At 72.8% G+C, this 14,345-nt stretch carries 12 protein-coding genes; 8 read left to right on the top strand and 4 right to left on the bottom strand.

Translation table 11 applies throughout. The annotated features are described in order from the left end of the window. Positions 1-100 precede the first annotated feature (100 nt). The 3 genes from ABZW14_RS26270 to ABZW14_RS26280 all read left to right on the top strand — a co-directional run bounded on the left by ABZW14_RS26270 (position 101) and on the right by ABZW14_RS26280 (position 3,343). Positions 101-1,048 carry an NUDIX domain-containing protein gene (locus ABZW14_RS26270; RefSeq protein WP_154228646.1) on the top strand — a complete coding sequence of 316 codons (948 nt, stop codon included), beginning with the start codon at positions 101-103 and terminating at the stop codon, positions 1,046-1,048. Between the two features lie 120 nt (positions 1,049-1,168). Continuing rightward, positions 1,169-2,086 (top strand): NUDIX domain-containing protein, encoded by a 918-nt coding sequence (locus tag ABZW14_RS26275; RefSeq protein WP_355351324.1) that lies wholly within the window; start codon positions 1,169-1,171, stop codon positions 2,084-2,086. Between the two features lie 345 nt (positions 2,087-2,431). After that, a complete protein-coding gene (locus ABZW14_RS26280) occupies positions 2,432-3,343 on the top strand; it encodes a CDP-alcohol phosphatidyltransferase family protein (protein WP_355351326.1) in 912 nt (303 codons plus the stop codon). A 75-nt stretch (positions 3,344-3,418) separates the two neighbouring features. On the opposite strand, the gene ABZW14_RS26285 is transcribed toward ABZW14_RS26280, so the two are convergent. From ABZW14_RS26285 to ABZW14_RS26295, 3 genes are all read right to left on the bottom strand, one after another. Then, on the bottom strand, positions 3,419-4,666 hold the full coding sequence (locus ABZW14_RS26285) for a phosphatidylserine decarboxylase (RefSeq protein WP_355351328.1): 1,248 nt from the start codon (positions 4,664-4,666) through the stop codon (positions 3,419-3,421). 172 nt (positions 4,667-4,838) lie between these two features. Continuing rightward, positions 4,839-5,492: a hypothetical protein gene (locus ABZW14_RS26290; RefSeq protein WP_355351460.1), complete on the bottom strand. Its 654-nt coding sequence runs from the start codon at positions 5,490-5,492 to the stop codon at positions 4,839-4,841. Then, positions 5,489-7,342: a PspC domain-containing protein gene (locus ABZW14_RS26295; protein ID WP_355351330.1), complete on the bottom strand. Its 1,854-nt coding sequence runs from the start codon at positions 7,340-7,342 to the stop codon at positions 5,489-5,491. Before ABZW14_RS26295 ends, ABZW14_RS26290 begins: the two co-directional genes overlap by 4 nt. 132 nt (positions 7,343-7,474) lie before the next feature. Between ABZW14_RS26295 and ABZW14_RS26300 the strand changes: the two genes are divergently transcribed. Continuing rightward, positions 7,475-8,773, top strand: a complete 1,299-nt coding sequence (locus ABZW14_RS26300) for a PspC domain-containing protein (RefSeq protein ID WP_355351456.1) — start codon at positions 7,475-7,477, stop codon at positions 8,771-8,773. Between the two features lie 2 nt (positions 8,774-8,775). Then, complete coding sequence (locus ABZW14_RS26305) at positions 8,776-9,456, top strand: response regulator transcription factor (protein WP_091263104.1); 681 nt, start codon at positions 8,776-8,778, stop codon at positions 9,454-9,456. A gap of 21 nt (positions 9,457-9,477) precedes the next feature. On the opposite strand, the gene ABZW14_RS26310 is transcribed toward ABZW14_RS26305, so the two are convergent. After that, complete coding sequence (locus ABZW14_RS26310; protein WP_355351332.1) at positions 9,478-10,215, bottom strand: PIG-L deacetylase family protein; 738 nt, start codon at positions 10,213-10,215, stop codon at positions 9,478-9,480. A gap of 431 nt (positions 10,216-10,646) precedes the next feature. Here ABZW14_RS26310 and ABZW14_RS26315 point away from each other — a divergent pair, with 431 nt between their 5' ends. The 3 genes from ABZW14_RS26315 (at position 10,647) to ABZW14_RS26325 (ending at position 14,342) form a co-directional block, all read left to right on the top strand. Beyond that, entirely contained in the window at positions 10,647-12,290 is a 1,644-nt protein-coding gene (locus ABZW14_RS26315; RefSeq protein WP_355351334.1) for an ABC transporter substrate-binding protein, read from the top strand. Between the two features lie 146 nt (positions 12,291-12,436). Continuing rightward, entirely contained in the window at positions 12,437-13,363 is a 927-nt protein-coding gene (locus ABZW14_RS26320; protein WP_355351336.1) for an ABC transporter permease, read from the top strand. Continuing rightward, a complete protein-coding gene (locus ABZW14_RS26325) occupies positions 13,356-14,342 on the top strand; it encodes an ABC transporter permease (protein ID WP_355351338.1) in 987 nt (328 codons plus the stop codon). The genes ABZW14_RS26320 and ABZW14_RS26325 overlap by 8 nt, the downstream gene beginning before the upstream one ends. Positions 14,343-14,345: the final 3 nt, after the last annotated feature.

The following is a 14,345-nucleotide window of genomic DNA, read 5'->3' on the forward strand; positions in this document are numbered from 1 at the left end:
CCCGGACACTTACCCTGACGCGTCCCTGAGGCGCCAGCCAAGAGTCAGGAATCTGACTCTTTTCGATGCCGGTAACGGCATCCAGGGAGAATTTCCTCCCGTGACCACCTTGCTGGAGCCGCTCCGCAGGATCGCGGCATACGCAGTTTGTGCTGATTCAGACGGCCGAGTGTTGCTGGTCCGCGCATCGGAGCGCTCCGGCACACCCGGCACGTGGTCGCTGCCCGGCGGGGCGGTCGACCACGGTGAGGACCCCAAGCACACCGTCGTCCGGGAGACCGCCGCGGAGACCGGGCTCTCCGTCTCCGTCGCAGCCCTCCAGGACGTCCTCGCCGACATGCGGGCGCTGCCCGAGCGCGGCATCACGATCCACACGGACCGGCTGCTCTACACGGTCTCGGTACGCGGCGGCACGCTCGCCGACCGGGTCGACCGCCCCACCGACCTGGCCCGCTGGTTCACCCTCGACGAGGCCCGGGAGCTGCCGCTGCGCTCGTTCGCCGCGCGCGCCCTGGGCCTGCCCACCTCCACCGACGACATCGTGCCGGAGGAGGTCCCCGAGTTCCCCTCGTTCTACGCCGTCCCCGGCCCCGACGGCCTGCACCGGGCGCAGCGCTTCGCCGCGTACGCCGTGGTGACCGACCCGGAGGAGCGGGTGCTGCTCACCCGGGTCTCCGACGGCTACCCCGGCGCGGGATGCTGGCACCTGCCGGGCGGCGGCACCGACTACGGCGAGCAGCCGGGCGCCGCGCTGATCCGGGAGCTGGTCGAGGAGACCGGACAGACCGGCCGCCTCGTCGAGCTGCTCGGGGTGGCCAGCCACCGCGACGCCGCCTCGCTCGGCCCCGAGGGCTACCCGATCGACTGGCACGGCGTCCGCGCCTTCTACCGGGTGGTCGTCGACCAGCCCGCCCCGCCCACGGTGGCCGACGTCGGCGGTTCCACCTGCGAGGCCCGCTGGTTCCGCCGCGAAGAGCTGGGCGCCCTCCCCACCGACCGCCTCACGGAGGTGACAGCCGAAGCCGTCCACGCCGCCCACCTGATCTGACCGCTCGCCCTCCCCGCCCTCCGCCCATCGCTGCGTGATCATGAGGTTGACGGCGCGAAATGTCCGTCCCGGTGCCGCTAACCTCATGATCGACGGAGTCGACGGGCGGGCGGGGAGTGGGTGCGGGTCGTGGAGCGGCGGCGGGTCGGGGCTTACGGGGTGCTGCGGGACGACCGCGGACGGGTTCTGCTGGCGCGCGGGTCGGAGAAGTGCCCGTACCCGGGGGTGTGGCAGCTGCCGGGGGGTGGGATCGAGCACGCCGAGCATCCGGCGCGGGCCGTCGAGCGTGAGTTCGCCGAGGAGACCGGGCTGACCGTCGCGGCGGGCGCGATCCGGGCCGCCGTCGCCGACGTGGCGACCTTCCCGGCCGACGGCGTCGTGATGCACACCGACCGGCTGATCTTCGACGTCGAGGCGCGCGGCGGGGAGCTGCGCCCGGAACCGGCCGGCGGCAGCGACGAGGTGGGCTGGTTCACCCCGGACGAGGCGGGGGCCGTGCCGCTGATGCCGTTCACGGCCGAGCTGCTCGGGCTGCCGGTGTCGCCCCTGCCCGCGGACCTGCCCCGGGCGCTGCCGCCCGGTCCGGCCGCTCCGGACACCGACCGGCGGCAGCGTTTCGCCGCGTACGGGCTGGTCACCGACCCGGACGGACGCGTCCTGCTCACCATGATCGCCGAGGGCTACCCGGGCGCCGGCAGGTGGCACCTGCCCGGCGGCGGCACCGACCACGGCGAGCAGCCCGCCGCCGGCCTGCTCCGCGAACTGGTCGAGGAGGCGGGCCAGCTCGGCCGGGTGGTCGACCTGCTGGCCGTGGACAACCTGCACAACCCGGCCGCGCTCGGCCCGGAGGGGCGCCCGCTGGACTGGCACGGCGTCCGGGTGATCTACCGCGTCCGGGTGGACGCCCCGACCGAGGCGGTGGTGACGGAGCTTGCGGGCGGCTCCACCGCGCGGGCCGCCTGGTTCGCGCCGGACCAGGTCAGTGGCCTGCGGATGACCGACGTGGCGGCCCGGGCAACCGGACATCGGGGTAGGTGACGCCCGCTCGCCGAGCCGGCACGGGCCGCCTCCGGTACAGTCGGTAGTTGGGATTGGCCGACGAAAACGGGCGATGAGGCCCGAGATGGGAATAAGTGAGCGGTTCGCGCGGTTAAGCGAGTTATAAGTACCGCCGGCAGCTATCGCCAACCCCCTATCCCCTGTGCAATGGTGTACTCCGCAAATGGGCTGCCGGGCCCGAAAGGTCCGGCACGAGACAGCCGGACACCCGCCCGCGTGGCGGTAACCCGATCCGGTGATGGAGGAAACGTGCCGAGAGCCCCATGGCGCCGGCGTCGTACGACTGACAGTCCGCGCCCCGCAGGGCGTCGCTGGGCGGGCCGGTTGCGCCGCAGCAGCACGTTCGCCCGCCAGGTGCTGCTGGTCCGGGTGGGCCGCCGGGACGGCGCCGCCGTCACCGGGACCGACCTGGTCACCCCCGACCACCGCTGGTCCGACCGGCAGCGCCTCCGCTACGGGCGGTACGAGGCCGAGGTCGAGGCCGTGATGCCGGTCAGCCCGGCGCTCGCCCCGGCCACACCGGTCGACGAGTCGCCCGCGATGTCGATCCCGCTGCTGCCGGGCGAGCGCACCGCCGCCCGCCGGGCGAAGTTCGCGCTGGTCAACGCCTGCACCCTGAGCAGCCTCATGCTCGGCATGCTGGCGATCTTCCTGGCCATGCAGAGCGAGGTCCGGGTCGCGGCGCTCTGCCTGATCGCCTGCGTCGCGTTCGACGGCCTGGACGGGGCGCTGGCCCGCAAGCTCAACGTGGCCAGCCCGTTCGGCGCGCAGATGGACTCGCTGGCCGACATGTGCTCGTTCGGCCTCGCCGCCCCGGTCGTGGTCTACGCCTCGCTGGCCGGCTCCGTACCGCCGGCCGCCGCCGCGGTCGCCTGCGCCCTGGTCGCGGCCTGCGCCGCCATCCGGCTCGCCCGGTTCAACGTCTCGCCCAAGGACGGCCGGTTCTTCTGCGGCGTGCCGACCACCATGGCGGCGGCCGTGCTGGCCCTCACCGTGGCGATCGGGCTGCCGGTCTCCGGCCTGGTCCTGGTCGCCGGCGTGGCGCTGCTCGCCTTCGCCATGGTCTCCAGCTTCCCCTACGCGAAGCTCGCCCGGCTGGTGAAGCTGCCGCCGTGGCTCTGGCTGGTCCCGGTGGTCGGCGCGCTGGTCGACATCCGGCTCACCTTCGCCCTCGTGGTCGTGGGCTACCTGGTCAGCGGCCCGGTGCTCTGGCTGCGCCAGCGCCACACCGCCTGACCCGAAGCACCGGAAAGGGGCGCCGCGAGAGCGGCGCCCCTTTCTTCGTTCGTGGGATCGGTCGCGTTCCCGGGATCAGCTCCAGCGGGCGATGACCGTCGACCCGCCGACCACCTTGTCGCCCGGGCCGACCAGCGGCTCGGCGGCGTCGGCGGGCAGGTAGACGTCGGTGCGCGAGCCGAACCGGATCAGACCGAAGCGCTCGCCACGGGCCAGCAGCGCGCCGACCGGCGCCCGCTGCACGATCCGGCGGGCGATCAACCCGGTCCGCTGCGCCACCACCACCGTGCCGTGGTCGGTGTCCAGCACCGTGTATGCGGCCACGTTGTGCTCGGCGTCCGGCTTCATGGCGTTGACGAAGCCGCCGTCGGCGACGAAGTAGTCGACCACCTTGCCGGCCACCGGCGAGCGGTTGACGTGCACGTCCAGCACGGACAGGAAGACCGCGATCCGCAGCCACTCGCCCTCGCCGAACCGCTCGTCGTGCAGCCGCTGCACCGAGAGCACCTGACCGTCCGCCGAGGCGACCACGGCCGACGGGTCCTCCGGCACGTCCCGCTCCGGGTCCCGGAAGAACGCGGCCACCGGGGCGGCGGCCAGCGCCGGCAGCAGCCACAGCTTGGACTTCGGCCGGGCGGCCCGGGCCAGCGCGGCCAGGCCGAGGGTGATGCCGGCCGCGGCCACGCCGTTGGAGTCGATGTGCATGCCCCGGGTCAGCGGCACGCTCGACGGCCGGTACGCCGGGGAGAGCGACGCGGCCAGCGCGACCGGCGCCGGGGTGGAGCGCAGGTGGTGCACGCGTACCGGCGGGGAGTTGCGCAGCACCAGGTCGGTGCGGACGCCGTGCAGCACTCCCTGCCGATCCAGCTCGGCCCCGGCGCCCTCGGTGCGGAACAGCGGCGCGGCCACGCTCAGCACGGCCCCCTCGGCGAGGTACTTCGCCAGCCCGTCGACGGCGTTGCGGGCCTCCTCGGCGGTGCCGGTGAACGGCTCGGCCGCGATCACCACCGCGGCGGCGTCCGCCTCGGCGAGGGTGTCGACCACGCGTACCCGGTCGGCCACCCAGCGGCCCTGGGCCGTGACGTGCGCGCGGAGCGCGGCCGCGGAGGCGCCCTCCGCCGGGACGACGGTGAGCCGGTCGCCGGGGAGCAGCGCCTCGATCGCCGCGGCCAGCACCGCGGACTCCGGAGTCGCGCCGACCAGCAGGCCGGCCTTCGCGTCGTTGCGCCGGGCGAACTCGCTGACGAGGGTGCGGGCGGCGCGCTCGCCGACGCGGACCGCACCGGCGGGGCCGGTGACGCGTACGGCGGGGGACTGGGTCATCTCGGACGGGCTCCTGACGAGGTAGAGACGGAAGGAGGCGGGACCGACCCGGGCGACCCGGCCGACCGGGAGCCCCGGCCGCGACCGGGGCGCCACGGGTGGGTCGGCCGGCGGAGGCGGGATCTCCACCAGCCAGCATAGGCGGCGCTGTCGGCCAGCCGCACCGCCGCGGTCAGCCCGGCCCGTCCCCACCGGTACGCGTGCCGCCCCCCGGCCGGTCCGCCGTCTCGTCGACCTCCGGCAGCTCCCGGGTGTCCGGCCCGGCCGTGCCGCCCGGGCCCTCGGCGGCGGGCAGCTCGCGGGTCGCGGGTTCGGTCGGTAGCTCGCGGGTCGCGGACCCGGCCGTGGCGCCGCGCTCGTCGGCGGCGGGCAGCTCGCGGGTCGCCGGTTCGGCCCGGTCCTGAAGCGCCGGCTCGACGGGGGGCAGCTCGCGGGTCACCGGCTCGTCCCGCACCTCCGGCGGCCCCGGCGACCAGCGTGGTTCCTCGTCGAACGGGCGGTCCTCCCGCGCATCGCGGGGCGTGTCGGTCACCGCGTCGGTGGCCCACTCGTCCGCCTCGGCGCCGGCCGGTGTGGAGGCGGCCGGGGTGCCGGCCTCGTAGGGGGCGGAGACGGTGGTCTCCGCCGGTTCGGGCTCCGTGTGCCGGCCCGAGCGCAGCGCACCGACCAGCCCGAGGAGTCCGATCAGGATCAGCGCGCCGGCCAGGAACCAGCCCACCGGGGGCAGCGCCAGCCCGAGGATCCGGGCCAGCAGCCACCAGGTGGACAGGCCGAGGAAGGCCAGCCCGAAGGCGAACGACACGATGTCGGTGCGGTGAGCCTTCACCGGGTCACCTCCAGGTTTCCGGCATTGACGTGGACCAGCAGGCGCAGCGTGCCGCCGCCGCGGCCGTCCGGCCCGAGGTCGGTGTCCTCCCACTGGCGGCCGTTCAACCCGCCGGTCCGCTTGCCGAAGACGTTGGCGTCACCGGCGTTGACGTCGGCGACCGTGGTGACGTCGACGTTCGGCGGCACGACCACCGTCGCCTTGCCGAAGTTGATCGCGACGGTGACCTGGGTGTCCTTCTTGTTGAAGTCGATGTTGCGCAGGTCGAGCACGGCGTCGCCGAAGTTGTTCTCGTACCGGTCGGCCAGGTCGCGGTAGTCCGCCGGGGCCCAGGTGACGTTGCCGTCGATTCCGCGGACGCGGTCGTAGGAGTCGGCGACGGTGGCGATGCCCAGCGCCGCCGCGGTCACCAGACCGAGTGCGATCAGCCAGCGGGCCCGGCCGAACCAGGTGCCCACGAGCAGCCCGAGCCCGATGGTGGCCAGCACCGCGGCGAAGTAGCCGGCCGCACCGATCGGGAAGGCGTCGAGCAGGTCGAGCATCGCCACCACGCCCAGCGCCAGGAAGATCAGCGAGAAGGTGACCGCGCCGAGCGCGGACCGCTCCTTCGGCCGCTTGGGCGGCCGGGCCGGGCGGGCCGGCGCCGGCGGGGCGGGCGGGGCCGACCCGGCATACGGGCCGTGCGGGGCGAACGGCGGCCGGTAGCCCCCGGGCGGCAGCGGCGCGCCCACCGGGGCGGGCGGCGGCACGGCGGCGGGCTCGCCGAGCGGGAGTCCCGTGGTCGGGGCGGCCGACCAGGCCGGGGTCGCCTCGGTGCCGGGCCATGCCTCGCCGGACCGGCTGCCCGGGACGGCCGGCGGCCGCGCCAGGGTGGGCTCCGGCTCCGACCAGGCGGGCCGGGCGGCGGTGGTCGCGGGCCAGCCGGTGGAGAGCGGCGTGGCCGGGTATCCCGGCTCGGACGCGGCGGAGATGGGCGCGGGCGGGTAGCCCGGCTCGGACGCGGCGGAGACCGGCGCGGGAGGGTAGCCCGGCTCGGGCCGGGCGGCCGGCGGTGCGGTGACCGGCGGCTCGCCGGACCACGGCGCCGGGGCGGCCTCGGCCGGCGCGCCGGACCAGGGCGCGGACGGGGTGGCGGCCGACGGGACCGGTCCGGCGGCGGCCGGCGTGCCGGGAGCGGGCGTAGCGGCCGGCGCCGGCCAGGCCACCGGGGGAACCGGGCCGGGAGGCGCGCCGGAGGGCGCCCCGGGCCCCGCCGTCCGGGTCGCCGGGCCGCGCTGGTCGCGGTTGAGCAGCAGCGCGCCGCCGATGAGGATCACCGCGCCGAGCAGGATCGCCCGGAACCCGTTGGTGACGACGTAACCGAAGCCGACCGCGACCACGATGCTGAGCACGATCACGGTGATCGGGGACATGCTGGACCGGCCGCGGCCGAGCATCGACTCGACTGGCGAGGCGGTGTCCCCCTCGCCGGGGATGATCAGCCACGCGGTGACGTAGACCAGGATGCCGATGCCGCCGAAGAAGCCCAGGACGGCCAGGAGCACCCGCCACAGCACCGGGTCGGTGTTGGTGGCCCGGCCGATCGCCGCGCAGACGCCGGCCAGGTAGCGGCCCTCCCGCGGGCGGACCAGCCCGTACCGGGAGGTGAAGCCGGCGCCGCCGGGCGGTGGCGCGTACCCGGTGGGTGGCGGGTCGCCGAACGGCGCGCCACCGGTGGGCGGCGGGGTGAAGCCGGGCGGCGGGGGTGCCGTGGCGTCGGCGGCGGTGGGCGCCGTCCCCGGCGGGGGTGGCGGTGGCCCGTCCTGTGCTGCCGCCCCGGGGCGGGGCGGACGGGCAGCGTCCTCGGTCATGCCTCCGATCCTGCTGCCCGGGCCGCCCGAGCGTCCTCCGGACCCGACCCTGACCCCACCCTGAGATCCCGGGGCCGCGAATGTCCGGGGCGTCCCCGTGGTCCGGGGCGGTACGGCCGTGTGACGATCGGGATGTCGGCCGCCGCCGGCACGCCGTCCCCGACCCGGGAGCCTCCGATCAGCAGCACCGTGACCCCGCACCCCCCGCGCCTCTACCGGGCCACCGAGCACCGGCTGGCCGCCGGGGTGGCCGCCGGCATCGCCGAGCACCTGGGCATCTCGGTGCTCCGGGTCCGGGTCGCCTTCATGGTGCTGCTCGGGCTGAGCGGTCTGGGGCTGCTGCTCTACGCCGCCTTCTGGGCGGTCGTCCCGCCGCGGCCCGGTGACACCGCCGTCCCGCCCCGCCGCGACCTCGCCCAGCTGCTGCCGTTCGTGGCCATCGGGCTGGGCGTGCTGCTGCTCCAGGTCGTCGCGTTCGACTCGGTGGGCGCGGCCGGCACCGCCGGCTGGCTGGTCGCCATCATCGCGGTCGGGGCCGGTGTCATCTGGCACCAGTCGGCGCCGGAGCGCCGCCGGCAGTGGGGCGGCTCGATGGCGGTGCCCTGGCTGGGCGCGGTGGTGGAGGAGAGCGACCGGCGCGCGTTCGTGCTCCGCTTCATCGGCGGCGGCGTGCTCGTCGCGGTCGGCATCATCGGCGTGGCGGCGGTCTACTCGCCGGCGCAGAACTTCGACGCGGTGCTCAACGGCATCATCTTCGCGCTGGTCGGGCTGGCCGGCGTGGGCGTGGTGACGGGCCCGGTGCTCTGGCGCACCTGGAACCAGCTCCGCTCGGAGCGCGAGGGGCGGATCCGGGAGCAGGAGCGGGCCGAGCTGGCCGCCATGGTGCACGACCAGGTGCTGCACACCCTCGCCCTGATCCAGCGCAACGCCGCCGACGTCAAGACGGTGCAGCGGCTCGCCCGGGGCCAGGAGCGTTCGCTGCGGAACTGGCTCTACAAGCCGACCGCCTCCCCGACCGAGCGCTTCGCGGCCGCCCTGGAGCAGGCCGCCGCCGAGGTGGAGGACACCTTCGCCATCACCGTGGAGACGGTGGTGGTCGGCGACCGGGAGACCGACGAGCGGGTCGGCGCGCTGGTCGCCGCGGCCCGGGAGGCGCTGGTCAACGCGGCCCGGCACGCCGAGGTGCGCACCGTCTCGCTCTATGCCGAGGTGGAGCCGGAGCAGGTGAGCGCCTTCATCCGGGACCGGGGCAAGGGCTTCGACCCGGATACGGTGGAGGATCACCGGCACGGGGTCCGGGGTTCGATCATCGGACGGATGAAGCGGCACGGTGGCCGGGCGGAGATCCGGTCCGAGCCGGGGGAAGGGACCGAGGTCCGGCTGATCCTGCCGATCAGCGGCTCCGGCTCCACGGCGGAAAGGGACAGATGACCATGGTCGAGCAGGAACCGGTCGAGGGCGCGGCGCCCCGGGACGGGCGGCTGCGCGTGTTCCTCGTCGACGACCACGCGATGTTCCGGGCCGGCGTCCGCGCCGAACTCGGCGCGCGCGTCGAGGTGGTCGGCGAGGCCAGCACGGTGGCGGAGGCCGTCAGCCGCATCGCGGCGATGCAGCCGGACGTGGTGCTGCTCGACGTGCACATGCCCGACGGCGGCGGCCGGGCGGTGCTGGAGGCCATGCGGCGTACGCACCCGCAGGTGCGGTTCCTCGCGCTGAGCGTGTCCGACGCCGCCGAGGACGTGATCGGGCTGATCCGGGCGGGTGCCCGGGGCTACGTCACGAAGACCATCTCGCCGGAGGAGCTGACCGACGCGATCCGGCGGGTGGCCGACGGGGACGCGGTGTTCAGCCCGCGGCTGGCCGGTTTCGTGCTGGACGCCTTCGCGTCCCGGCCGGACGCGCCGGTGGCCGACCCCGAGCTGGACCAGCTCACCAACCGGGAGCGCGAGGTGCTCCGGCTGCTCGCCCGCGGGTACGCGTACAAGGAGATCGCCCGGGAGCTCTACATCTCGATCAAGACGGTCGAGACTCACGTCTCCAACGTGTTGCGCAAGCTCCAGATGTCCAACCGCTACGAGCTGTCCCGCTGGGCCGCCGACCGCCGGCTGGTCTGACCGCTCCGCCGGCCCGGGGCGTCACTCCGTGGTGCGCAGCACGGTGAACGCCTCGGCCAGCCGGCCCGGTGGCAGGCCGGCGTTGTCGGCCACGGTGGTGAGCCGGTCGCGGACCCAGGTCGGCACGTCCAGGTGCGCGGTCTGCGACCGGTGCGCCTCCATCGCGGCGATCTTGCGGTCGATCCGGTCGGTCACGTCGACGGCGTGGTCCGGGGCGGGCCCGCCCGCGTACCAGATCTCCCGGACCACCCACGGCTCCAGCCCCTCGTCGAGCAGTTCGGGGAAGGCGAAGCGGTTGCGCGCGTCGGGGTAGACGGCGCAGGTGGCGGCCTCGCCGACGGCCAGGTGGTCGGGGTGGCTCGGGCCGGTCAGGTGTTCCCAGCGTCGCAGCGGCGAGCTGGTCAGCACCCGGTCCGGCCGGAACCGGCGGATCGCGGCGCTGATCTGCCGGCGCAGCGTCAGGCTGGGGCTGAGCAGGCCGTCGGTGTGGCCGTCGAGGAAGTCGACCCGGTGGACGCCGACCGCGGCGGCCGCCGTGCGCTGCTCCGCCTCGCGCCGGGCCGGCATCTCCTCGCGCGGCGTGTCGTCGAAGCCGCCGGAGTCGCCCCGGGTGGCGATGAGGTACGCCACGTCGATACCCTCATCCACCCAGCCGGCGATGGTGCCCGCACAGCCGAAGTCGACATCGTCCGGATGGGCAAAAACCGCGAGGGCTCTGCGGACGTCGGGCAGCACCGGAGCGGACGCGGGGAAGCTCACGGTGCCGAGCCTACGCGGGTGGTCTCGTCCCGTCTGGTCGTGTCTTACCTGTTCAGCAGGGTGCGACACGGGCGTTTCATGATCTTTTCTCAAGTATCGGCAACGTGGCGGGCAACTAACGGCTTGATAACGGCACCTTCACGCAAAGGGCTGGTGAGTGTCACAGTGGCAGCACCTCACCCCCCGGTGTGAGGCACCCCGTCGGGCCCGCCGACCACGTGACGCCGCCTCCGCGCGCCGCGCGTGGCCGTCGACCCTGCGCGGTGTCTGCGTCGAAGGGTGTGGCGCCCGGCGGATCGGTCCCCCTGGGGTGTCCCGATTTCCTCTGCGGTAAACCGGCGTCCTGTGGTTCGGGTCGTCGGCGGTGTCACCCCCCAAAACGTGCGTGAAACCCACGACGGAACCAGGTTAGAAAGAGGAGGCCCCTCGGAATGAGAGTCTCGAAGCGGGCGAGCGGCGCGCTCGCGGTGGGCGCGGCGTTCGCGCTCATCGCGTCCGGCTGCTCCAGCGGCAACGACGACGGTGGCGACGCCGGCGCCAGCAAGGACGGCGCGATCGTCATCGACGGCACCCAGCCGGAGAACCCCCTGGTTCCGGCGAACACCACCGAGACCGGTGGTGGCAAGATCATTGACTGGATGTGGAGCGGTCTGGTCGAGTACCCCAACAACGGTGGGGCGCCGCAGAACCTGCTGGCCGAGTCGATCGAGACGAGCGACTCCAAGGTCTTCAAGATCAAGATCAAGCAGAACACCAAGTTCCACGACGGCACCACCGTCAAGGCCGAGAACTTCGTGAAGGCCTGGAACTGGGCGGCCTACGGCCCGAACGGCGCGCAGAACGCCTCGTTCTTCGCCGACATCCAGGGCTTCGCCGACACCTACACCGAGGACCCGGACGGCCCGGACGGCCCGAAGAAGGCACCGGAGCCGAAGGCCAAGGAGCTCTCCGGCCTGAAGGTCGTCGACGACTGGAACTTCGAGGTCACGCTCTCCGCGCCGACCGCCGTGTTCCCGACCAAGCTCGGCTACAGCGCCTTCATGCCGCTGCCGGACGCCTTCTTCTCCACCACCCCGGCGGAGTTCGGCAAGAAGCCGATCGGTAACGGCCCGGTCAAGCTCGTCTCCTGGCAGGACGACGTCGAGATCAAGCTCACCCGCTTCGACGACTACAGCCTGCGCGACAAGATGAAGGTCAAGGACGTCACCGTCAAGATCTACCAGGACGACACGGCGGCCTACAACGACCTGCTCGCCGGCAACCTGGACTTCCAGCAGCAGGTCCCGGTCTCCTCGCTGGCCGGTGACAAGTGGAAGACCGACCTGGGCGAGCGGGCGATTTCGTCGACCACCCCGTCGACCGGCATCATCGCCTTCCCGATCTACGACAAGCGCTTCCAGGACAAGAACCTGCGTCGCGCCATCTCGCTGTCGATCAACCGCCAGGAGATCACCGACAAGATCTTCTTCGGTAACCGGAAGCCGGCCGACAGCTGGGCCAACCCGCTGACCCCGGGTGCCAAGCCGGGCAACTGCACCGCCTGCAAGTTCGACCCGACCCAGGCCAAGCAGCTGCTCCAGCAGGCCGGTGGCTTCCAGGGCAAGCTGACCCTGTCGTACAACGCGGACGCCAGCCACAAGGAGTGGATGGAGGCCGTCGCCCAGCAGATCAAGACCAACCTGGGCATCGACGCCGTCGCCGTGGGTGTGCCGACCTTCGCGGTCTTCCGGGCGAACATCAACGCCTACAAGATGACCGGTGCCTACCGGGCCGGCTGGCAGCAGGACTACCCGGACGTGGAGAACTGGATCAACCCGCTCTACGTGACCGGCGGTTCCTCGAACGACGGCAAGTACAGCAACCCGCAGGTGGACGCCCTCGCCAAGGAGGCCTCGTCGGCCCCCAGCCTCGACCAGGCCCACGAGAAGTTCGCCAAGGCCGTCGAGCTCATCGACCAGGACGTCCCGTCGATGCCGATCTACTTCGGTGGCCAGCAGTCCGGCCACTCGGAGAAGATCAAGAAGATGGAGCTGACCAACGTCGGCGAGCTCGACATCACCTCGGTCGAGCTCTGATCCGAACGGTCTGACCCCGGGTCGGGCTCGCCTACCGGTGAGCCCGACCCGGGGCCGTTCCGCGAGGGGGTGTACAACAAACCCCTCGCACGTTGTCACCATCCGTGTCGGCCGTCCGACGCGCCCCCTGTCTGGAGGACCACCCCATGGGCCGTTATCTGTTGAGACGGCTGCTGCAACTCGTGCCGGTCTTCATCGGTACGACGTTCCTGATCTACTGGCTCGTCTGGTCGGTGCCGGGCGACCCCTTCGCCGGCAAGTGCGGCGACCGCGGTTGCCCCCCGAACTACCGGGCCATGATGACCGAGAAATACCATCTCGACGATTCGATCTGGGTGCAGTACGCCAGCTACATGAAGAACCTTTTCCAGGGCGACTTCGGTATCACGTTCGGCGGTCGCGAGATCAGCGACATCATCTCCACGTCGTACCCGAACACCCTGAAGCTGGCGGTGGTCGCGCTCGCCATCGAGGCCATCATCGGTCTCGGCGCGGGCGTCCTCACCGGCCTTCGGCGCAACGGCTTCCTGGACAACCTGGTCCTGATCTCCACCCTCTTCCTGATCGCGCTGCCGGTCTTCGTCATCGGCTTCGTGCTCCAGTGGCTCCTCGGCGTCAAGTGGGGGATCATCAACCCCACCGTTTCCAACGAGATGCGGTTCAGCGAGCTGATCGTGCCGGGCTTCGTGCTCGGTAGCGCCTCGATGGCGTACATCGCCCGGGTGGCGCGCACCAGCATCGCCGAGAACCGGCGGGCCGACTACGTCCGCACCGCCATCGCCAAAGGCCTGCCCATGCGCCGGGTCGTCGGCGTGCACCTGCTGCGCAACTCGCTCATCCCGGTCGTCACCCTGCTCGGCACCGACCTCGGCGCCCTGATGGGCGGCGCGATCATCACCGAGGGCATCTTCGGCATCAACGGCATCGGCCGCCAGGTGCTCCGGGCGATCGTCACCAAGGAAAGCGCTACCGTTGTCGGCATCGTGGTGGTGCTGGTGGTCGTCTATCTCGTGATGAACCTGCTGGTGGACCTGCTCTACGCCGCCCTGGACCCGAGGATCCGCTATGAGTGACCCGAGTACCGCGTCGATCGTCTCGACGCCGCCCGCGACCATGCCGACCGAGGCCGGTTCCGGCGCGCCCACCAACGCCGGCCTGCCGGAGAACGCGCAGAAGTCGCAGAAGCCCCGCGGCCTGCTCGGCGACGCCTGGCGCGACCTGCGCCGCAAGCCGCTGTTCTGGATCTCCGCCACCTTCATCGTGCTCTTCGTGGTGATGGCGGCCTTCCCGTCGCTGTTCACCTCCGGCGACGCCGTCAACGGCGCGCTGTCCCGCAGCCGGGTCGAGCCGTCGGCCGACGCCTGGTTCGGCTACGACGTGCAGGGCCGCGACGTGTACGCCCGGGTGATCTACGGCGCCCGCGCCTCGATCGTGGTGGCGCTGCTGTCGACCATCGGCACCCTGCTGTTCGGTGGCGCGATGGGCATCATCGCCGGCTACCGCGGCGGCTGGGTGGACGCCGTGCTCTCCCGGATCGCGGACATCTTCTTCGGCCTGCCGTTCGTGCTCGGCTCGATCGTCATCCTGACCACGTTCAACGGCTCGGGCACCGACAACGGTGAGTGGACGATCATGGGGCTGGTCATCCTGTCCCTGACCGTGCTGAGCTGGCCGGTCGTCATGCGCCTCATGCGCTCCTCGGTGCTCGCCACCAAGGAGGCCGACTACATCGTGGCGGCCCGCGCGCTGGGCGCCGGCACCGGCCGGATCATCCTCAAGCACCTGCTGCCGAACTGCCTGGCCCCGCTGCTGGTCTACGGCACGATCATGGTCGGCTCGTTCATCGGCGCGGAGGCCACGCTGTCCTTCCTGGGCATCGGCCTGAAGAGCCCGGTGGTCTCCTGGGGCATCATGATCAGCGAGGCGCAGAACTACATCCGGGTCTCGCCGTTCCTGCTGTTCTTCCCCTCCGCGTTCCTCGTCATCGCCGTGCTGAGCTTCGTGATGCTCGGCGAGGCGGTCCGCGAGGCCCTCGACCCGAAGCTCCGATAGGGG

The sequence above is a fragment of the Micromonospora sp. NPDC004551 genome (genome assembly GCF_040609975.1).
GTDB lineage: Bacteria > Actinomycetota > Actinomycetes > Mycobacteriales > Micromonosporaceae > Micromonospora.

Excerpts from the sequence above, each read along its gene's own strand:
- ABZW14_RS26320 (WP_355351336.1), top strand. The coding sequence starts at position 12,437 with ATGGGCCGTTATCTGTTGAGACGGCTGCTGCAACTCGTGCCGGTCTTC.
- ABZW14_RS26285 (WP_355351328.1), bottom strand. The coding sequence starts at position 4,666 with ATGACCCAGTCCCCCGCCGTACGCGTCACCGGCCCCGCCGGTGCGGTC.
- ABZW14_RS26300 (WP_355351456.1), top strand. The coding sequence starts at position 7,475 with ATGTCGGCCGCCGCCGGCACGCCGTCCCCGACCCGGGAGCCTCCGATC.
- ABZW14_RS26305 (WP_091263104.1), top strand. The coding sequence starts at position 8,776 with ATGGTCGAGCAGGAACCGGTCGAGGGCGCGGCGCCCCGGGACGGGCGG.
- ABZW14_RS26295 (WP_355351330.1), bottom strand. The coding sequence starts at position 7,342 with ATGACCGAGGACGCTGCCCGTCCGCCCCGCCCCGGGGCGGCAGCACAG.
- ABZW14_RS26315 (WP_355351334.1), top strand. The coding sequence starts at position 10,647 with ATGAGAGTCTCGAAGCGGGCGAGCGGCGCGCTCGCGGTGGGCGCGGCG.
- ABZW14_RS26325 (WP_355351338.1), top strand. The coding sequence starts at position 13,356 with ATGAGTGACCCGAGTACCGCGTCGATCGTCTCGACGCCGCCCGCGACC.